General features: G+C 72.9%; 19 protein-coding genes and 1 riboswitch. Of the genes, 17 read left to right on the forward strand and 2 right to left on the reverse strand.

Translation table 11 applies throughout. The features are described from left to right. Window positions 1-50: 50 nt before the first annotated feature. From JO379_RS05280 to JO379_RS05290, 3 genes are all read left to right on the forward strand, one after another. Window positions 51-686 carry an ATP-dependent Clp protease proteolytic subunit gene (locus tag JO379_RS05280; RefSeq protein ID WP_130876560.1) on the forward strand — a complete coding sequence of 212 codons (636 nt, stop codon included), beginning with the start codon at window positions 51-53 and terminating at the stop codon, window positions 684-686. Between the two features lie 6 nt (window positions 687-692). After that, a complete protein-coding gene (locus tag JO379_RS05285) occupies window positions 693-1001 on the forward strand; it encodes a hypothetical protein (protein WP_130876561.1) in 309 nt (102 codons plus the stop codon). Between the two features lie 319 nt (window positions 1002-1320). After that, a riboswitch (cyclic di-AMP (ydaO/yuaA leader) is annotated at window positions 1321-1506 on the forward strand. Window positions 1507-1510: 4 nt separating this feature from the next. Then, window positions 1511-1981: a C40 family peptidase gene (locus JO379_RS05290; RefSeq protein WP_130876562.1), complete on the forward strand. Its 471-nt coding sequence runs from the start codon at window positions 1511-1513 to the stop codon at window positions 1979-1981. Window positions 1982-2338: 357 nt separating this feature from the next. Here the strand turns inward: JO379_RS05290 and JO379_RS05295 are convergent, their stop codons facing one another. Continuing rightward, on the reverse strand, window positions 2339-2767 hold the full coding sequence (locus JO379_RS05295) for an ATP-binding protein (RefSeq protein WP_130876563.1): 429 nt from the start codon (window positions 2765-2767) through the stop codon (window positions 2339-2341). A 265-nt stretch (window positions 2768-3032) separates the two neighbouring features. Here JO379_RS05295 and JO379_RS05300 point away from each other — a divergent pair, with 265 nt between their 5' ends. Both JO379_RS05300 and JO379_RS05305 read left to right on the forward strand, forming a co-directional pair. Then, complete coding sequence (locus tag JO379_RS05300) at window positions 3033-3911, forward strand: helix-turn-helix domain-containing protein (RefSeq protein WP_130876564.1); 879 nt, start codon at window positions 3033-3035, stop codon at window positions 3909-3911. Between the two features lie 9 nt (window positions 3912-3920). After that, the gene (locus tag JO379_RS05305; RefSeq protein WP_130876565.1) at window positions 3921-4196 is read left to right on the forward strand and encodes a DUF397 domain-containing protein; all 276 of its coding nucleotides are present in this window, start codon (window positions 3921-3923) and stop codon (window positions 4194-4196) included. A gap of 3 nt (window positions 4197-4199) precedes the next feature. Here the strand turns inward: JO379_RS05305 and JO379_RS05310 are convergent, their stop codons facing one another. Further along, window positions 4200-5369: an 8-amino-7-oxononanoate synthase gene (locus tag JO379_RS05310; RefSeq protein WP_209514138.1), complete on the reverse strand. Its 1170-nt coding sequence runs from the start codon at window positions 5367-5369 to the stop codon at window positions 4200-4202. A 148-nt stretch (window positions 5370-5517) separates the two neighbouring features. Here JO379_RS05310 and bioB point away from each other — a divergent pair, with 148 nt between their 5' ends. From bioB to JO379_RS05370, 12 genes are all read left to right on the forward strand, one after another. Continuing rightward, complete coding sequence (gene bioB, locus JO379_RS05315) at window positions 5518-6738, forward strand: biotin synthase BioB (RefSeq protein WP_209514139.1); 1221 nt, start codon at window positions 5518-5520, stop codon at window positions 6736-6738. Next, a complete protein-coding gene (locus JO379_RS05320; protein ID WP_130876568.1) occupies window positions 6731-8035 on the forward strand; it encodes an adenosylmethionine--8-amino-7-oxononanoate transaminase in 1305 nt (434 codons plus the stop codon). The genes bioB and JO379_RS05320 overlap by 8 nt, the downstream gene beginning before the upstream one ends. A gap of 253 nt (window positions 8036-8288) precedes the next feature. Further along, window positions 8289-9002, forward strand: coding sequence for a dethiobiotin synthase (gene bioD, locus JO379_RS05325; protein WP_130876569.1), 714 nt, complete (start codon window positions 8289-8291; stop codon window positions 9000-9002). A 124-nt stretch (window positions 9003-9126) separates the two neighbouring features. Continuing rightward, window positions 9127-9807: a class I SAM-dependent methyltransferase gene (locus JO379_RS05330; RefSeq protein ID WP_130876570.1), complete on the forward strand. Its 681-nt coding sequence runs from the start codon at window positions 9127-9129 to the stop codon at window positions 9805-9807. A 235-nt stretch (window positions 9808-10042) separates the two neighbouring features. Next, entirely contained in the window at window positions 10043-10489 is a 447-nt protein-coding gene (locus JO379_RS05335) for a GNAT family N-acetyltransferase (RefSeq protein WP_130876571.1), read from the forward strand. 183 nt (window positions 10490-10672) lie between these two features. After that, window positions 10673-12070, forward strand: coding sequence for a hemolysin family protein (locus JO379_RS05340; protein WP_130876572.1), 1398 nt, complete (start codon window positions 10673-10675; stop codon window positions 12068-12070). Beyond that, window positions 12067-13080 (forward strand): hemolysin family protein, encoded by a 1014-nt coding sequence (locus JO379_RS05345; protein ID WP_130876573.1) that lies wholly within the window; start codon window positions 12067-12069, stop codon window positions 13078-13080. Before JO379_RS05340 ends, JO379_RS05345 begins: the two co-directional genes overlap by 4 nt. A gap of 72 nt (window positions 13081-13152) precedes the next feature. Then, window positions 13153-13956 (forward strand): SGNH/GDSL hydrolase family protein, encoded by an 804-nt coding sequence (locus tag JO379_RS05350; protein ID WP_209514141.1) that lies wholly within the window; start codon window positions 13153-13155, stop codon window positions 13954-13956. A 59-nt stretch (window positions 13957-14015) separates the two neighbouring features. Then, on the forward strand, window positions 14016-15458 hold the full coding sequence (purB, locus tag JO379_RS05355) for an adenylosuccinate lyase (protein WP_209514143.1): 1443 nt from the start codon (window positions 14016-14018) through the stop codon (window positions 15456-15458). A gap of 114 nt (window positions 15459-15572) precedes the next feature. Further along, window positions 15573-16118 (forward strand): G/U mismatch-specific DNA glycosylase, encoded by a 546-nt coding sequence (gene mug / locus JO379_RS05360; RefSeq protein WP_130876576.1) that lies wholly within the window; start codon window positions 15573-15575, stop codon window positions 16116-16118. 43 nt (window positions 16119-16161) lie between these two features. Continuing rightward, window positions 16162-17352: a sensor histidine kinase gene (locus tag JO379_RS05365; RefSeq protein WP_209514145.1), complete on the forward strand. Its 1191-nt coding sequence runs from the start codon at window positions 16162-16164 to the stop codon at window positions 17350-17352. 206 nt (window positions 17353-17558) lie between these two features. Then, entirely contained in the window at window positions 17559-18209 is a 651-nt protein-coding gene (locus JO379_RS05370) for a response regulator (protein ID WP_209514147.1), read from the forward strand. Window positions 18210-18257 lie beyond the last annotated feature (48 nt).

Genomic DNA, 18257 nt, shown 5'->3' on the forward strand with positions numbered 1-18257 from the left:
CCGAACGATCTGTACGTCCTGTACATTTTTTACGGACGAGGAGTGCCACCATGCACCGACCCACGGCCCGCTATGTCCTGCCCGAGTTCACGGAGCGCACGAGCACCGGCGCCCGCACGATGGACCCGTACTCCAAGCTGCTGTCCGAGCGCATCGTCTTTCTGGGCACGCAGATCGACGACACCTGCGCCGGCGATGTGATCGCACAGCTCATGTACCTCGAACACGCGGCGCCCGAGCGGGACATCTCGCTCTACATCAACTCCCCCGGCGGCTCCTTCCCCGCCATGTGCGCCATCTACGACACGATGCGCTACATCGGCTGCGACGTGGAGACGATCTGCCTGGGCCAGGCCGCCTCGTCCGCCGCCGTGCTGCTCACCGCCGGCACCCCGGGCAAGCGACTGGCGCTGCCGAACGCGCGCGTCCTCATTCATCAGCCGTCCCTCAGCGAACCGGTCCAGGGCCAGCCCTCCGATCTGGAGATCCAGGCGGGGGAGATGTCGCGCATGCGGGACACGCTGACGGAGATGCTGGTGCGGCACACGGGGCAGAGCGTGGAGCGGGTCGACCGGGACATCGAGCGGGACACCGTCTTCGACGCCGCGGCCGCGGTGGCGTACGGGCTCGTCGACCGGCTCACCTCCAGCCGCAAGGGCCCGGGCGTGCCGCTCGGCGCGAGGTGAGCCGCGATGTGGCCGCCCCAACTGCCACCCCTGCCCGCCCTGACCCGCGCCGAGGGCGAATTGGTGGACCGGTATCTGGAAGTACTGGATCTTCTGGGCCGGATCAACCCGGCCCGCGCGCATGACACGTACGCCGGACTACGGGCGGCGCAGGCTCTGGTGGTCGCGGCGACGGGGCTGCGCGAGGCGTTGACGCTCATGCACGAGCGAGGCGAACGCGAGGTGCACACCGGAACACTCGCGCGGGCGATGCTGGTCCTGGACGGGGAGCGGCGGGCCGCACGGGTCACCATGCCGCCGAACACGCCGGGCTGATGAGCCCGGACGCGCGCCGGAACGACCGGCCGGGCGACACCTCAACGCGATCTCCCGCAGACAGCGGACCCTGCGTAGACATCGCGCAGTGATCGATCCGAGCCGCGCGCGCACGAGGCGATCACGGAGATCAACTCGCCGCAGGTGAACGGCTCAACAGGGTTGAGCGGTGGGCGTCAAACCGTCCGGTGTCCACCCGAACACGCCAGAGGTGACCAGGCTCACATATCACCGGATCCTCTCGGAATCCGTGCCGCGGCTGCGCCAAGATCCAGGCGACGACAAGACCCCGCCACCGCGGCGGGGCGGTCCGGGCGGACGCCGAATCCTGCCGCCGCCCGGATGACTGGTCGACACGAGTGCATCGGCAGGAGTGGAGGACCCGAGTACGGCGGGACGACCGGCACCACTGGCCGTCCCTTGGGGTGAAGCCGCCTCGGCGGCCGGGCATCTTCGCCTGCCCGAACCCGACAGGTCATCCTTCATAGGCGGCAGACGAAGGGTTGCGTATGGCCGCGCACAAACGACCAACGAAGTTCTCCAGGGCCAAGGCCGCCTCGGCCCTCACCCTCGCAGCCGTCGGCGCCTCGGTGCTGGTGCCCGGCGGTTCGCCCGACGCCGAGGCCGCGAACGTCTCCACCCTCGCCCTGCGGATAGCGGAATCGAAGCAGGGCGCTCCCTACCAGTGGGGCGCGACGGGACCGTACAGCTTCGACTGCTCGGGGCTGACGCAGTACTCGTACAAGCGGGTCGGCAAAAAGCTGCCCCGTACCGCCGCCGCCCAGTACAACCGCGCCCGCCATGTGCCCGGCTCCGCCCGCCAACGCGGGGACCTGGTGTTCTTCCACTCCGCCGGCGGCGTCTATCACGTGGGCATCTACGTCGGGAACGGCAGGATCCTGCATGCTCCCAAGACCGGCGCGGTCGTCCGCCACGAGCGGATCTGGACCAGAAGCGTCAGCTACGGCCGCGTGAACTGAAAGCGCCGACGGTGGCGTGCCGCGACGGCCGCCCCCGCCACCGTCCTCGCCTCCCTGTGCGCCGACACGGCAAAGGGTGTGTTCCCACCCGCCGACGGCGGACACGACTGTGGTGCCGCGGCCCCTCGTTCGCGACGGGGGCCGCCGGCCCCGACCGGGCACACGGTCGCCTTCACCGGCAGCGATCCGGAACGGGTAAGGGCGCGCCTGCCCGCCGGTGACCTGCCCGAGCCGCTCGACCCGCCTTGTCCGCGAGCACCGTGCGATCACCGTGCGAGCCCCTGGGCCGGGTGGTGGACCCCTCGGCCTTCTCGAGGCCACGGGGCCCACCGCCCGGCCCACAGCCGCGCGGGGCGGTCAGGGTACGGGCACCGTCCAGGGCAGACAGATCCAGACCGTCTTGCCGCCGTCGGCCGTCGGGGTGACCGACAGTCTGCCGCCGCGCTCGGCGGTCAGACAGCGGATGATGACCATGCCGCGGCCGTTGTCCTGCTGGACGGCGGCGGGCAGCCTTCTCGGATAGCGGGGGTGACTGTCCGTGACGCCGATGCGCAGCTGCTCCTCCCGGTCGAGCCGGACGTCCACGGTGAAGGTGGGCGACTGGCCGCGGGTGTGCTGCACGGCGTTGGTGGCGAGTTCGGAGACGATCAGCCGAACCGTGTCGGCGTCCTCGGTGCCGTCCGCCAGCCCCCATTCCGCCAGTACACGCGCGACATAGCGGCGCGCGTCGGACACCGAGGCGGGGGCGCTCGGCAGGGTTACGGTTGCTTCCTGGTGATCCGCCATGGCGCTGTCCCTTTCCTACCGAGGCCGGGCTCCGACGCGTGACGCAGGGCACTGACGCGGTGACGTCGGGAGCGGTCTCGGACGGCTCTTCGTCACAGAGTGCCACCGTCGGCGTCCGAGAGTGAGCGATCCACCGGAAAATGCATATATCTGTCGCTCGAAGCGGTGAACTCTGCCGGGAGCGACCACATTTGGGTGGCGCACTCGTCTATTGACACTGACGTATGGATGTGGACGTGTTCACCTTGGCCGAAAGGGAATACCCATGCGCTACGGACCCGCGGTGCGTCGACGCAAGCTCGGCGCGGAGCTGCGCCGCCAGCGTGAACTGGCCGCGCTGACCAGCCGGGAGGCGGCGTGCGCGGTGGGCTGGCACCAGTCGAAGGTGAGCCGGATCGAGACGGGCTGCAGTGGCGTGAAGCCCTCGGACGTCGCCCTGTTGCTGGATGCCTACCAGGTGACCGACCCGGAACTGCGTGCGCTGCTGGGGGCGCTGTGCGGCGCGGGGTCGGCGGATCCGGGTGAGGGCGCGGGGGCTCGGCGGGGTTGGTGGTACGCCTACCGCGACCGGCTGCCGCCCGCCTATCTCGATTTCATCAGCCTGGAGTCCGAGGCCTCCCACCTGCGCACTTTGGAGACCACGGTGGTGCCGGGGCTGTTGCAGACGCCGGAGTACGCGCGCGCGGTGACCCGCGCGGCGCTGAACGACCCGCCCCCGGAGCAGGTCGAGGAGTTGGTGCGGGTGCGGATGGCCCGCCAGTCGGTGCTGCGGGGCGAGCGTCCACTGGAGTTGTGCGCGGTGCTCGACGAGGCGGTACTGCGTCATGAGGTCGGCGGCCGGGAGGTGATGGCGGGGCAGTTACGGCACCTGGTGACCACGGGGCACATGCGGCACGTGCGACTGCATGTGCTGCCGTTCTCCGCGGGCAGCCATATCGGCATCACCGGCCCTTTCGTTATTTTCTCATTTCCGCGCATTGCAGATCTGGATGTGGTGGTTCTCGACCACTTGACGAGTAGCCTCTATCTGGAGCGGAAAGAAGACCTCCGGGCGTACGGTTCCGCTTTCGCCACCCTGCGGACCCGCGCCCTCTCGCATGAGAACTCGTTGGATTACATCGCCGGGCTCCATGACGGCGTGTGAGGAGGCACCATGCCCGCAATGCCTCGCTATGTCCCTTCCCCCTCTGCCCTGCGTGCCGCGAGGTGGCGGCGCAGCAGCTACAGCACCGGAATGAACAACTGCGTCGAAACGGCCCCGCTCGGCCCGGACCTGCTGGCCGTACGGGACTCCAAGCGCACGGCCGGACCCGTCCTGTCGTTCTCGCCCGCCGCGTGGTCCTCGTTCGTGGGAGACCTCCGCGGCGGTGGCCTCGGCCGCCGCCGCGGGGCCGGGGCGGCCGATGGGGCCACCGCCACCAGGAGTTGAGCGTCAGGCGGCCGGTGCGGTCCGCAGGACCGTGCCGGCCGCCTCCTCGATCTGCCGGTCCGTGAGGTCCGCGCGCGCCGTCAGCCGCAGCCGCGAGACGCCGTCGGGCACGGACGGGGGGCGGAAGCAGCCGACCGCGAGCCCGGCGGCGCGGCAGTCGGCCGCCCATCGCACGGCGGCCTCCGGTGAAGGGGCCCGGACGGACACCACCGCCGCGTCGGGCCGTACCGCCGTCAGCCCCGCCGCCGTCAGCCTCCGGTGCAGCTCGGTGGCGACGTGCCGCACCCGGGCCGCGCGCCCCGGTTCGCGGCGCAGCACCGCAAGGCTCGCGAGCGCGCCGCCCACCGCCGCCGGGGCGAGCCCGGTGTCGAAGATGAACGTCCGTGCGTGGCTGACGAGATGCCGGATGACGCGCGCGGGGCCTAGCACCGCGCCCCCCTGGCTGCCCAGCGACTTCGACAGGGTGACCGTGGCGACGACGTCCGCGTCCCCCGCCAGGCCCGCCGCGTGCACCGCGCCCCGGCCCCCTTCGCCGAGGACCCCGAGTCCGTGCGCGTCGTCCACCAGCAGCGCCGCGCCGTGCTCCCGGCAGGCCTCGGCGAGCGCGGCCAGCGGTGCGGCGTCGCCGTCCACGGAGAAGACGGAGTCGGTGACGGCGAGGGCCCGGCCCTCGTGCGCCCCCAGCGTCTTGCGGACCGCTTCCGCGTCGGCGTGCGGGACGACGGCCGTCTCGGCGCGGGCGAGCCGGCAGCCGTCGATGAGCGAGGCGTGGTTGCCGGCGTCGGAGACGACGAGCGGGACCGAAGGGGACGAACCGGACAGGTTCGGCGGGCCGCACAGGGCGGTGACCGCGGCGAGGTTCGCGGCGTACCCCGAGGAGAAGACGAGCGCCGCCTCGAATCCGCAGAACCCGGCGAGGCTCTCCTCCAGCCGGGTGTGCAGGGCGGTGGTGCCGGTCACCAGCCGGGAGCCGGTGGCCCCCGCGCCCCAGCGGCGGGCCGCGCCGGCGGCGGCCTCGGTGACCTCGGGGTGACGGGTGAGGCCCAGGTAGTCGTTCCCGGCCAGATCGACGAGCGGCGAGTCGGCCGGCCGCGGCCGTAGGGTCCGTACGAGCCCGGCGGCCAGCCGCCGCTCGTGCTCCGCGTCGATCCAGTCGAACGGATCCTGGGGCATCGGCCGTCCTTCGCGTTCTGTGGGGTTTGCATAGAACGTAGCCGCCGATGGCCCTGGTCAGGGTGTGGCAATACACACACATGAATCGGCCCCCGTTGTGCGATCTCTACCTTGGCCGGGAGTGCTGCCGTAGGCGAGGATCGGCGCCATGGACCTGCTGAACACGCTGGTGGACAAGGGGTTGCGGCGGGAGCTGCCGACCCGCGAAGAGGCGCTCGCCGTACTGGCGACCACCGATGACGACCTGCTCGATGTGGTGGCCGCGGCGGGCAAGGTGCGCCGCCGGTGGTTCGGACGGCGGGTGAAGCTGAACTACCTCGTCAACCTCAAGTCGGGGCTCTGCCCCGAGGACTGCTCGTACTGCTCGCAGCGGCTGGGCTCCAAGGCCGAGATCCTCAAGTACACCTGGCTCAAGCCGGACGACGCCTCGAAGGCGGCGGCCGCGGGCGTCGCCGGCGGTGCGAAGCGGGTCTGCCTGGTCGCCAGCGGGCGCGGCCCGACGGACCGGGACATCGACCGGGTCTCGAAGACCATCGAGGCGATCAAGGAGCAGAACGAGGACGTCGAGGTGTGCGCGTGCCTCGGGCTGCTGACCGACGGACAGGCCGAGCGGCTGCGGGCAGCCGGAGCCGACGCCTACAACCACAACCTCAACACCTCCGAGGCGACGTACGGCGACATCACCACCACCCACACCTTCGCCGACCGCGTCGACACCGTGCAGCAGGCCCAGGCGGCGGGGATGTCCGCCTGCTCCGGGCTGATCGCGGGCATGGGCGAGAGCGACGCGGACCTGGTGGACGTGGTCTTCGCGCTGCGCGAGCTGAACCCGGACTCGGTGCCGGTCAACTTCCTCATCCCCTTCGAGGGGACCCCGCTGGCCAAGGAGTGGAACCTCACCCCCCAGCGCGCGCTGCGCATCCTGGCGATGGTGCGGTTCGTCTGCCCGGACGTGGAGGTACGGCTCGCGGGCGGCCGTGAGGTGCACCTGCGGTCGATGCAGCCGCTCGCGCTGCACCTCGCGAACTCGATCTTCCTGGGCGACTATCTGACCAGTGAGGGCCAGGAGGGCAAGGCGGACCTCGACATGATCGCGGACGCCGGCTTCGAGGTGGAGGGCACCGGCACCACGACGCTGCCCGCGCACCGGGCCGACGCGATGGCGTCCGGCTGCGGCGGGCACGGGGGCGGCGGCTGCGGCCCTTGCGGGGACGGGGAGACGGGCGCGGCCGACGGGGCCGCGGCCACCGCGGAGGGAGAGCTCCCGGCTCCGGCCGGTGAGACCCGCACGGACGCCGGCGAGGCCCGTACGGATCTGGTCGCCGTCCGCCGTCGTGGCGCCGGCACGGAGCTGCCTCCCAATGCCTGAGCCGCTCACCGCGGGCGAGTTGCTCGCCCTGGACAAGCAGCACGTCTGGCATCCGTACGGGCCGATGCCCGGCCGGGTCGACCCGCTGGTCGTCGAGTCCGCGTCGGGGGTGCGGTTGCGGCTGGCCGAACCGGTCGACGGCGTGGCCGAGTTGATCGACGGCATGTCCTCGTGGTGGTCGGCGGTCCACGGCTACAACCACCCGGTGCTCAACGAGGCGGCCCAGCAACAGCTGGGGCGGATGAGCCATGTGATGTTCGGCGGGCTCACCCATGAGCCCGCCGTGCGACTCGCCACCCGCCTGGTGGAGATCACTCCGGAACCGCTGCGCCACGTCTTCCTCTCCGACTCCGGCTCGGTGTCGGTCGAGGTGGCCGTGAAGATGTGCCTCCAGTACTGGCGTTCGGTCGGCAGACCGGGCAAGCAGCGGCTGCTGACCTGGCGCGGCGGCTACCACGGCGACACCTGGCAGCCGATGTCGGTGTGCGACCCGGACGGTGGCATGCACGCTCTGTGGTCCGGTGTGCTGCCGCGACAGATCTTCGCGGACGCGCCGCCCACCGGGTTCGACGCCGAGCCCGACCCGGCCTACGTCGCACACCTGCGGGAGCTCGTCGCGCGGCACGCCGACGAGTTGGCCGCGGTGATCGTCGAGCCTGTCGTGCAGAACGCCGGCGGCATGCGCTTCCACTCCCCCGCGTATCTGCGGGTGCTGCGGGAAGCGTGCGACGAGCACGGCGTGCTGTTGATCTTCGACGAGATCGCCACGGGTTTCGGCCGCACGGGCCCGCTGTTCGCCTCCGGGCACGCCGGTGTCTCCCCCGATGTGCTGTGCCTGGGCAAGGCGCTGACCGGCGGGTATCTCACGATGGCCGCGACGCTGTGCACCTCGCGGGTGGCGGAGGGGATCTCCCGGGGCGAGGTGCCGGTGCTCGCGCACGGCCCGACGTTCATGGCCAACCCCTTGGCCGCCGCGATCGCGAACGCCTCGATCGACCTGCTGCTCGCGCGGGACTGGCGCACGGACGTCAAGCGGATCGAGGCCGGACTGCGCGAGGGCCTGGCCGGCGCGGCCGAGCTCCCGGCGGTACGGGAGGTGCGCGTGCTCGGCGCCATCGGGGTGGTCGAGCTGGACCACGACGTGGACATGGCCGCGGCGACCCGGGCCGCGGTGCGGGCGGGCGTATGGCTGCGACCGTTCCGCAATCTCGTGTACACGATGCCGCCCTACATCACGGGGGACGAGGACGTGGCCAGGATCTGCGCGGCGGTGCGGGCCGTCGCGGCGGCGGGGTAACGCCACGGGCCGGGGACGGGGCCGTGTCCCGCCCCCGGCCGGCCGGCCCGGGACCCCGGGCACCGCACCGCGCCCCGGACGCCGCCCCTGAGCGGTGTCCCGGCAGCGCGGCGTCACATCACGGCCGCTGTACACGGCGGCACGATCAACGGCGGACGCCGGGAGGCGCCGGCTCGGCGCCGACGGCCGACCGGCTCACCGGGCCGCCGGCAGGCACACCGCGCTGCGCGCGCGGCGAACGGAGGCAGGAACCATGTCCGTACTCGTCGTCACCGGCACCGGCACCGAGGTCGGCAAGACCGTCGTGACCGCGGCAGTCGCGGCCGCGGCGGTGGCCGCCGGCCGCTCCGTGGCCGTACTCAAGCCCGCCCAGACGGGCGTCACGGCCCAGGAACCGGGGGACGTCGCGGAGGTCGAGCGGCTGGCGGGGGCGGTGACGGGCCTCGAACTCGCCCGGTACCCCGAGCCGTTGGCGCCCGCGACGGCCGCCCGCCGGGCCGGCCGCGCACCGGTGCGCCCCAAGGAGATCGAGCAGGCGGCGGCGCGCCTGGCCGAGAGCCATGATCTGGTGCTGGTCGAGGGCGCGGGCGGGCTGCTCGTCCGGCTGGACGAGGCGGGCTCGACGCTCGCGGACGTGGCCCGGCTGCTGGACGCGCCGGTCCTCGTCGTCGCCCAGCCGGGCCTGGGCACGCTCAACATCACCGCGCTCACGGCCGAGGCCCTGCGTGCGCGCGGCCTGCGATGCGCGGGCGTGGTCATCGGCAGTTGGCCGGCCGTGCCCGACCTCGCCACCCTCTGCAACCTCGCCGACCTCCCCGAGGCGGCGGAGGCCCCCTTGCTGGGAGCCGTCCCCGAGGGCGCGGGCACCCTCCCCCCGGACACCTTCCGTACCGCGGCCCCCACCTGGCTGGCGCCGGAGCTGTCCGGCGGCTGGGACGCGGGCCGCTTCGCGTCGCAGCACCACTGAGCGACACAGCAGCGGCCCTGACGCCCGCCCGCCCCACTCCAAGGAGGCGGCGCGGCGACGGTGGGGGCGGGTTCGACCGGGGAAGAATCGCGGTAGCCGTCGTATCCCCGGGAAGGGGTGTGTCATGCCGCGGAACACCAGAACGCCGCACGACGCCGTGCACCATCCGCTGTTCGCGCGGGTGTACGCGAAGCTGAGCCCGGTGGCCGACCGGCGGGCCGGAGTGGCCGCGCACCGGCGGGAGTTGCTGGACGGGCTGTCGGGCCGGGTCATCGAAATCGGCGCGGGAAACGGGCTGAACTTCTCCTATTACCCGGGGACCGTCTCCGAGGTCGTGGCGATCGAGCCGGAGCGGCTGCTCCGGCGGCTGGCGGTGGAGTCCGCCGTGCGCGCCGGGGTGCCGGTGGACGTGGTGCCGGGGGCGGCGGAGGCGCTGCCGGTGAAGAGCGAGGCGTACGACGCGGCGGTGGCGTCGTTGGTGCTGTGTTCCGTGCGGGATGTGCGGCGTGCTCTGGCGGAGTTGCGCCGGGTGTTGCGGCCGGGTGGTGAGCTGCGGTTCTTCGAGCACGGGCTGGCGCAGGGCCGGGGGCAGGCGACCGTGCAGCGGGCGCTGGACCGGACCGTCTGGCCGGTGCTGTTCGGCGGCTGTCATACCGCGCGGGACCCGCTGGCCGAGATCGAGGCGGCGGGGTTCGAGCTGGGTCCGTACCGTCGGCTGCGGGTGCCGGCGGGCAGAGTACCGACGCCCGCTTCGCCCTGTGTGCTGGGGGTGGCCAGGCGCCCGCTCGAAAGCGACGGGAGGTGACCGCCGGGGTGATCGGCGGGTGATCGCCGCGGGTCCCGCACCGTGAGGTCCGGCGGGCGGCCGCCGCCCGGAGCGGGTGCGGGCCCGTCGCGAGCCGTTCGACCGCACGTCGTCCACCGTCCCGGAGCATCGCCCGGAACGGCTTCGCCCTCGGTGACCGAAGAGCCGCACGGCACCTGACCGCATGACGGAACATGTTCGACACCGCGCCCCGGCCGGTGATGGGATCGCCGCCATGAGCGATCTTCACATCCGGGCCGCGGCGCCCTCGGAGCTCGACGCCGTGCTGGCCTTCTGGAAGGAGGCCGCCGAGGGGACGAGCATCAGCGACGACCCCACGGGCGTGGCCCGGCTTCTCGACCGGGACCCCGGGGCGTTGCTGCTGGCCGAGTACGACGGCGAGCCGGCCGGCACCGTGATCGCCGGCTTCGACGGCTGGCGGTGCCATCTCTACCGGCTCGCCGTCCACCCCCGCCACCGCCGCCGGGGCGTGGCGAGCGCGCTGCTCGCGGCCGCCGAGGAGCGGTTCGTCTCGCTCGGCGGGCGCCGCGGGGACGCGATGGTGCTGGACCACAACGATGCGGCGCACCACGCGTGGCGCGCGGCGGGCTACACCCGCGAGCCGCAGTGGAGCCGGTGGGTCAAGCCGCTCGGTGGCACGTCGACCGCACCACTTTGCTGATCCTTTACCATTGAGTGGTCAAACTGACCTTCTTGGTCCTTTCTTCACCCACCACGAGCTTCACCCGTCACGAGCCAATGAAAGGTGTGAGCGTCCAGCCATGGGCGAGCCTCCCAGTAGTCCCCGGAGTCGACATCGCGCGCTCCTCCCGCCCCTGCCGGATCATGGGACGGAGGTGAACCGATGACCGAAGTACTCCTCCTGCTGGTCGCCCTGCTGCTGACCCTGGCCTGTGCCGTCTTCGTCGCGGCCGAGTTCTCCCTCACCACCGTCGAGCGGGGTGAGCTGGAGCGGGCCGTCGAGAACGGCGACCGCGGCGCCGAGGGCACGCTCAAGGCGGTGCGCGGCCTCACCTTCCAGCTCTCGGGCGCCCAGCTGGGCATCACGGTCACCGGTCTGATCATCGGCATGATCTCCAAGCCGTCCATCGCGGCGCTGCTCACCGGCCCGATGAAGGCACTCGGCCTGTCCGCCTCCGTGGCGTCCTCGACCGCCCTGGTGCTGGGCACCGTGATCTCCACGGTGGTGCTGATGGTCGTCGGCGAGCTGGTGCCGAAGAACTGGGCGATCTCCCGGCCGCTGCCGGTGGCGAAGCGCGTCTCGGGTCCGCAGCGCGCGTTCAGCGCGGCGTTCCGGCCCCTGATCACCCACCTCAACAACACCGCCAACCGCACGCTGCACCGGATGGGCCTGGAGCCGGCCGAGGAGCTGGCCACGGCGCGCTCGCCCCAGGAACTGGTCGCGCTCGCCCGGCACTCCGCCAAGGAGGGCGCGCTGGAGGCGGACACCGCCGAGCTGTTCGTCCGGACGCTGAACCTCGCCGAACTGACGGCGGAGAACGTGATGACGCCCCGCGTCCAGGTCACCGCGCTGGGCGCGGAGACCACGGCCGAGGACGTCGCCAACGCCACCCGGGCGACCGGCCTGTCCCGCTTCCCCGTCTACCGCGGCAATCTCGACACGGTCGTCGGCATCGCCCACATCAAGGACGTCCTCGCGATACCCGCCGAGCAGCGCCCGCACCATCCCGTCGCGGCGCTGCTGCGCGAGCCGCTGCTGGTGCCGGAGTCGCTGACGGTGGACCGGCTGCTGGACCGGCTGTCGGCCAAGCGCAGCATGGCCGTCGTCATCGACGAGTACGGCGGCACGGCGGGCGTGGTCACCCTGGAGGACATCATCGAGGAGGTCGTCGGCGAGGTCCGCGACGAGCACGACCCCGTCGAGATCCCCGACCTCGCCCCGGCCGGGCAGGACGCCGCGGGCCGCGAGCTCTACGACGCGGACGGCGCGGCCCGTACCGACCAGCTGGAGGCCATCGGCCTGCGGGCGCCGGACGGCCCGTACGAGACGCTGGCCGGGCTGGTCGCGACCGAGCTCGGCCGGATCCCGGCCGAGGGCGACACCGTCGAGGTGGAGGGCTGGCGGATCGACGTGATCGACGCCTCCGGCCGCCGCGCGGCACGGGTCCGGCTGACGGCTCCGCCGCCGGACGCGGGCCCCGACCCGCGCGGCAGCGCCGGCCTCGGCTCCGCGACCGACGGCGGATCCCGCTTCGGGACCCGTAAGGAGGCCGGCCGATGACCGCCGTCCAACTGCTCATCGGCCTGGCGACGCTGGTCGTCAACGCCTTCTTCGTCGGCGCGGAGTTCGCGCTGATCTCGGTGCGCCGCAGCCAGATCGAGCCGTACGCCGAGCGCGGTGACCGGCGTGGCCACAGTGTCCTGTGGGGCCTGCGGCACATCTCGGCGCTGATGGCCGCGGCCCAGCTCGGCATCACGCTGTGCACCCTGGTGCTCGGTGTCGTCGCCGAACCGGCGATCGCCCATCTCCTGGAGCCGGTGTTCCACGCGGTCGGCATGCCGGCCGGGCTGACCCACCCGGTGTCGTTCGTGATCGCGCTAGCCGTGGCGACGTATCTGCACATGCTCTTCGGCGAGATGGTGCCGAAGAACATCGCCCTCGCCGAACCGGTGCGCACCGCGCTGCTGCTCGGCCCGCCGCTGGTCACCCTCGCGCGGGCGCTGCGCCCGGTGGTGTTCGCCATCAACCAGCTGGCGAATTCGCTGCTGAAGCTGTTGCGGGTGGAGCCCAAGGACGAGGTCGCGGCGACCTTCTCGGACGACCAGCTCGCCCGGATCGTCGCCGACTCCAGCGCGGCGGGCCTGCTGGACGCCCGGGCGACCGAGCGGCTGCGGGACGTGCTGGAGCTGGGCTCCCGCCCGGTCCAGGACGTCGTGCTGCCGGTGGAGCGGGTTGTCTCCGCCCCCTTCGGCATCACCCCCGAGGGGCTGGAGCGGCTGTCCGCCGAGTCGGGGTTCTCCCGCTTCCCGGTGGTGGACAACGCGGGCCGGATCACGGGCTATCTGCACGTGAAGGACGCGCTGGACGCCGAGCCGCGCGACGTACCCTTCCCGCGCCGCCGGATGCGCCCGATCGCCCAGGTCCGGGCGGCCACCCCGCTGGACGACGTGATCACGGCGATGCGCGGCACCGGCACCCACCTCGCGGCCGTCATCGGCGCGGACGACCGGCTGGCCGGGCTGGTCACGCTGGAGGACGTCCTGCGCGAGCTGGTGGGCCAGCGGCCGTGAGGCGCCCCCGGCGGGGCGGCACCGGCACGGGGTGCCGGTGCCGCCCCGCCGGGGAGTAGGATCGCCCGCGCCATGGAGATCAATGCGACCTACACATACACGAGCTTCGTCGCCGTCGGTGACTCCTTCACCGAGGGCATGTCCGACGAGCTGCCGGACGGCTCGTACCGCGGCTGGGCCGATCTCCTCGCGGCCCGCCTCGCGGAGCGCGCCCCCGGCTTCCGCTACGCGAACCTCGCCGTGCGCGGCAAGCTCATCGGCCAGATCACCGACGAGCAGGCAGCGCCCGCCGCGGCGATGGGCGCCGATCTGGTGACGCTGGTCGGCGGACTCAACGACGTGCTGCGCCCCAAGTGCGACGTGGACCTGGTCTGCGCGCGGCTGGAGGAAGCGGCGGCGCGGCTCGCGCCGAGCTGCCGTCAGCTGGTACTGATGCGCAGCCCGGGACGGCAGGGCCCGGTGATGGAGCGGTTCCGGCCGCGCATGGAGCAGCTCTTCGGCTTCATCGACGACCTGGCCGGCCGGCACGGTGCGCTCGTCGTCGATCTCTTCGGCGCCGAGGTGCTGGGCGACTCCCGGCTGTGGGCCGAGGACCGGCTGCATCTGAACGCGGAGGGGCACCGGCGGGTGGCCGAGGCCGTGGGGCAGGCACTCGGGCACGAGCCTTCGTTCGACTGGCGCGAGCCCCTGCCCCCGCTGGTCCGCCCCGGCTGGGCGGCCCGCCGGACCTCGGACGCCCGGTTCGCCCGCGAGCACCTGGTGCCGTGGATCGGCCGCCGGCTGACCGGACGCTCCAGCGGGGACGGCCGGCCGCCCAAGCGGGCCGAGCTGAGCCCGTACGGGGGCGACGCCGAGCCCGCCGAGCCGCTCTCGTAGCAACGCACAAACCGGGGCGGGGCGCCGACCTGCGTAAAACGCCAGTAGAATCCGGTCACGTGACTGCTGCGTCTTTGAAGCCCCGCATCCCCAATGTCCTCGCCGGCCGCTACGCCTCCACCGAGCTGGCCGTCCTGTGGTCCCCCGAGTACAAGGTCAAGCTGGAGCGGAAGCTGTGGCTCGCGGTACTCCGTGCCCAGAAGGACCTGGGGATCGAGGTGCCGGACGCCGCCCTCGCCGATTACGAGCGGGTTCTGGACCAGGTCGACCTGGCCTCCATCGCCGAGCGCGAGAAGGTCACGCGGCATGACGTGAAGGCCCGCATCGAGGAGTTCAACGCCCTCGCCGGCCACGAGCACGTCCACAAGGGCATGACCTCCCGTGACCTCACGGAGAACGTGGAGCAGCTCCAGATCCGGCTCTCGCTGGAGCTGATGCGCGACCGTACCGTCGCCGTCCTCGCCCGCCTCGGCAAGCTCTCCGGCGAGTACGCCGAGCTGGTCATGGCGGGGCGCTCGCACAACGTCGCCGCGCAGGCCACCACCCTCGGCAAGCGCTTCGCGACCACCGCCGACGAGCTGCTCGTCGCCTACGGGCGGCTGGAGGAGCTGCTCGGCCGCTACCCGCTGCGCGGCATCAAGGGCCCCGTCGGCACCGCGCAGGACATGCTGGACCTGCTCGGCGGCGACGCCTCGAAGCTGGCCGAGCTGGAGCAGCGGATCGCGGGCCACCTCGGCTTCGCGCACGCCTTCACCTCCGTCGGCCAGGTCTACCCGCGCTCGCTGGACTACGACGTGGTCACCTCGCTGGTACAGCTGGCCGCCGCGCCGTCCTCGCTGGCCAAGACCGTCCGGCTGATGGCCGGCCACGAGCTGGTGACCGAGGGCTTCAAGCCGGGTCAGGTGGGCTCGTCCGCGATGCCGCACAAGATGAACACCCGCTCCTGCGAGCGCGTCAACGGCCTCATGGTCATCCTGCGCGGCTACGCCTCGATGACCGGCGAGCTGGCGGGCGACCAGTGGAACGAGGGCGACGTCTCCTGCTCGGTGGTGCGCCGCGTCGCGCTGCCGGACGCGTTCTTCGCGCTCGACGGCCTGCTGGAGACCTTCCTGACGGTGCTCGACGAGTTCGGCGCGTTCCCGGCCGTCGTCGCCCGGGAGCTGGACCGCTACCTCCCCTTCCTCGCCACCACCAAGGTGCTGATGGGCGCGGTGCGCGCCGGGGTCGGCCGCGAGGTCGCCCACGAGGTCATCAAGGAGCACGCGGTGGCCTCCGCGCTGGCGATGCGCGAGCAGGGTGCCGAGCGCAACGAGCTGCTCGACAAGCTCGCCGCCGACGAGCGGATCCCGCTGGACCGCGCGGGTCTCGACGCCCTCATGGCCGACAAGCTGTCGTTCACCGGCGCCGCCGGTGACCAGGTCGCCACGGTCGTCGCCCGGATCGAGGAGATCGCCAAGCAGCACCCGGAGGCGGCCGCGTACGCCCCGGGCGCCATCCTCTGACGTCTTCCCCGCGTCTCACGGACCCGCCCGCCCCTGTGTCCTTTCCGGACACGGCGGCGGGCGGTCCGCGTTGTCCGGCCGGACGGGCGCTCGGCGGCACCGCCTATCATCGGGATGTCCTCTTTCCCGTTGCTCAAGGTGGGCCGCACAGTGGTAGGTGACGTGGTCGCGGAGGATCTGCGGGTCCTGTTCTGCGGCATCAACCCCGGTCTGATGTCCGCCGCCACGGGCCATCACTTCGCGCGGCCCGGCAACCGCTTCTGGCCCGTGCTGTACCGGTCCGGCTTCACGCCCCGGCAGCTCGCCCCGGCCGAGCAGGAGGAACTGCTCGCGTACGGGCTCGGCATCACCAACGTCGTGGACCGGCCCTCCGCACGGGCCGACGAGGTGAGCAAGGAGGAGTTCCGCGCGGGCGGGCTGCTGCTCACCGAGAAGGTGGCACGGCTGCGGCCCCGGTGGCTGGCGGTCGTCGGCGTCACCGCGTACCGGATCGCCTTCGACGACAAGCGCGCGGTGATCGGACCGCAGGAACGGACGATCGGCCCGACGCGGATCTGGGTGCTGCCCAACCCCAGCGGTCTGAACGCCTCCTGGACGCTGCCGAGGATGACCGAGGAGTACGAGCGGCTGCGGGCCGCCGCCGAATCCCCCTCCGGCTGAGACCGCCACCTGGCTGCCACGGGGCCGCTGCGAGGATGGCGGGATGCTCGCCCTACCGCGCCTCGTGTTCCGGGCCGTCACCTTCACCCGCTGGCTGCATCTGGTCATGGCCACCGTGCTCGCGACCGTCTGCGCGCTCGTCCACCCGGGGCTGGCCGGTCTCGGCACGCGGCAGGCGGCCTGGCTGCTGGTCACTCCCGTGCCCCTGCTGGTGGCCTTGGCGATGGTCCCGGCGGTCCGGCTGTCGGAGGGCGTGCAGGCCCGGTTGCTGCTGTTCCCCGGCGCGCACGACGGCGGGACGCCCGCTTCCCGCAGCGCCTCGTGGGGCGACCGGTGGCGGACGGCGCTCTGGCTGGTGCTGCGCTACGAACTGGGCGTGCTGACGGCGTTCCTGAGCGTATGGGTCCCCCCGCTGACATGGGCGCTGCTGCGCTCCGCCGACCGGGGCCGGGTCCTCGATCCGGCTCCGTGGTGGCCGGCGGGCGAGGGCCGGTGGTACGCGCTGCTCGCGCCGTTGCCCCCGGTCCTCCTGCTGGTGTTCGTCGTCGCGGCGGGCGCTGCGCTGGCCGCGGCGGCGCGGGCCCTGCTCGGGCCGTCGGCGGCCGAGCGGCTCGCCGCGTTGGAGGAGCGTACGGAACGGCTGCTGGAACACAACCGCCTGGCGCGGGAGTTGCACGACTCTGTCGGGCACGCCCTGACGGTGGCCGTGGTCCAGGCGGGCGCGGCCCGGGCGGCGGGGTCCGCGGAGTTCACCGAGCAGGCGCTGGCCGCGATCGAGGAGACGGGCCGGCACGCCCTGGAGGACCTGGAACGGGTGCTGGGCATCCTGCGCGAGGACGCCCCGCCGACGGCAGCCCGCCCCACCCTCGCCGACGCCGAGCGGCTGCTGACGGCGGCGCGGGGCTCGGGGGCACAGGTCACGTCGGACGTGAGCGGTCCGCTGGACAGCGTGCCGGGGCCGGTGTCGCGGGAGGGGTACCGCATTGTCCAGGAGGCGCTGACCAATGTGGTGCGGCACGCGGGCCCGGTGCCGGTGTCGGTACGGATCGCCGTCGGTGACCGGGCCGTGGAGCTGGAGATCCACAACGCGCTGTCCGGGGCGGGTGGCACGGTCTCCGGCAGCGGCGGCGGGCTGCGGGGCATCCGTGAGCGTGCCACCCTGCTCGGCGGACAGGCCGAGGCGGGGGCGCACGAGGACGGGTGGCGCGTGCGGGCGGTGCTCCCGCTGGGCTGACCGGCCGTGCGGCCCAGGACACGGAGGCCGCCCGGTGTCTGCCCTCGTCGCCGGATGCCGCCGCCACCGCCGAGAGGATCAGCGGCAACGGCGGTGAGGTGCTGCTGGAGCCGATGCGCGACCTGCCGACGTTGTCCGGAGCCTGGTCGCCACGGCCCCACCGGCGCCCGCCCGCAGCGGCTCTGACGCCCCATTAGGCTGGCCCGGTGCCGATAACCGTGCTGCTCGTGGACGACGAACCCCTGGTGCGCGCCGGGCTGCGCGCCATCCTCTCCGCGCAGCCGGACATCGAGGTGACGGGCGAGGCGGCGGACGGCGCGGCCGTACTGCCGCTGGTGCGGAGCCTGCGGCCGGACGTCGTGGCGATGGACGTGCGGATGCCGCTGCTGGACGGCATCGAGGCGACCCGGGCGGTGCTGCGCACGGTGGCGGCGCCCCCGAAGATCCTGGTCGTGACGACGTTCGAGAACGATCAGTACGTCTACGACGCGCTGCGGGCCGGAGCCGACGGCTTCCTCCTCAAGCGCGCCGCGCCGGCGGAGATCGTGCAGGCGGTACGGACGGTGGCCGCGGGCGATTCGCTGCTGTTCCCCACCGCGCTGCGCAGGCTCGCGGCCTCGTACGGCAACGAGCGCGCCCGCGCGGCGATGGAACGGGCGGCGCTGACGGCCCGGGAGGCGGATGTGCTGCGGCTGATGGCGCGCGGGATGTCCAACCCGGAGATCGCCGCGAGCCTGACCCTGGGCACGGAGACGGTGAAGACGCACGTCAGCGCGGTACTGGCGAAGCTGGGGGCACGGGACCGCACCCAGGCGGTGATCGCGGCGTACGAGTCGGGATTCGTCGCGCCGGGGTGAGCCGCGGACACCTCCCCCGGGCGGCGTCCCGACGCTCGCCGACCCGCA

The sequence above is a fragment of the Streptomyces syringium genome (genome assembly GCF_017876625.1).
In the GTDB taxonomy this organism is placed as follows: domain Bacteria; phylum Actinomycetota; class Actinomycetes; order Streptomycetales; family Streptomycetaceae; genus Streptomyces; species Streptomyces syringius.

Excerpts from the sequence above, each read along its gene's own strand:
- JO379_RS05280 (WP_130876560.1), top strand. The coding sequence starts at position 51 with ATGCACCGACCCACGGCCCGCTATGTCCTGCCCGAGTTCACGGAGCGC.
- JO379_RS05285 (WP_130876561.1), top strand. The coding sequence starts at position 693 with ATGTGGCCGCCCCAACTGCCACCCCTGCCCGCCCTGACCCGCGCCGAG.
- JO379_RS05290 (WP_130876562.1), top strand. The coding sequence starts at position 1,511 with ATGGCCGCGCACAAACGACCAACGAAGTTCTCCAGGGCCAAGGCCGCC.
- JO379_RS05295 (WP_130876563.1), bottom strand. The coding sequence starts at position 2,767 with ATGGCGGATCACCAGGAAGCAACCGTAACCCTGCCGAGCGCCCCCGCC.
- JO379_RS05300 (WP_130876564.1), top strand. The coding sequence starts at position 3,033 with ATGCGCTACGGACCCGCGGTGCGTCGACGCAAGCTCGGCGCGGAGCTG.
- JO379_RS05305 (WP_130876565.1), top strand. The coding sequence starts at position 3,921 with ATGCCCGCAATGCCTCGCTATGTCCCTTCCCCCTCTGCCCTGCGTGCC.
- JO379_RS05310 (WP_209514138.1), bottom strand. The coding sequence starts at position 5,369 with ATGCCCCAGGATCCGTTCGACTGGATCGACGCGGAGCACGAGCGGCGG.
- bioB (WP_209514139.1), top strand. The coding sequence starts at position 5,518 with ATGGACCTGCTGAACACGCTGGTGGACAAGGGGTTGCGGCGGGAGCTG.
- JO379_RS05320 (WP_130876568.1), top strand. The coding sequence starts at position 6,731 with ATGCCTGAGCCGCTCACCGCGGGCGAGTTGCTCGCCCTGGACAAGCAG.
- bioD (WP_130876569.1), top strand. The coding sequence starts at position 8,289 with ATGTCCGTACTCGTCGTCACCGGCACCGGCACCGAGGTCGGCAAGACC.
- JO379_RS05330 (WP_130876570.1), top strand. The coding sequence starts at position 9,127 with ATGCCGCGGAACACCAGAACGCCGCACGACGCCGTGCACCATCCGCTG.
- JO379_RS05335 (WP_130876571.1), top strand. The coding sequence starts at position 10,043 with ATGAGCGATCTTCACATCCGGGCCGCGGCGCCCTCGGAGCTCGACGCC.
- JO379_RS05340 (WP_130876572.1), top strand. The coding sequence starts at position 10,673 with ATGACCGAAGTACTCCTCCTGCTGGTCGCCCTGCTGCTGACCCTGGCC.
- JO379_RS05345 (WP_130876573.1), top strand. The coding sequence starts at position 12,067 with ATGACCGCCGTCCAACTGCTCATCGGCCTGGCGACGCTGGTCGTCAAC.
- JO379_RS05350 (WP_209514141.1), top strand. The coding sequence starts at position 13,153 with ATGGAGATCAATGCGACCTACACATACACGAGCTTCGTCGCCGTCGGT.
- mug (WP_130876576.1), top strand. The coding sequence starts at position 15,573 with ATGTCCTCTTTCCCGTTGCTCAAGGTGGGCCGCACAGTGGTAGGTGAC.
- JO379_RS05365 (WP_209514145.1), top strand. The coding sequence starts at position 16,162 with ATGCTCGCCCTACCGCGCCTCGTGTTCCGGGCCGTCACCTTCACCCGC.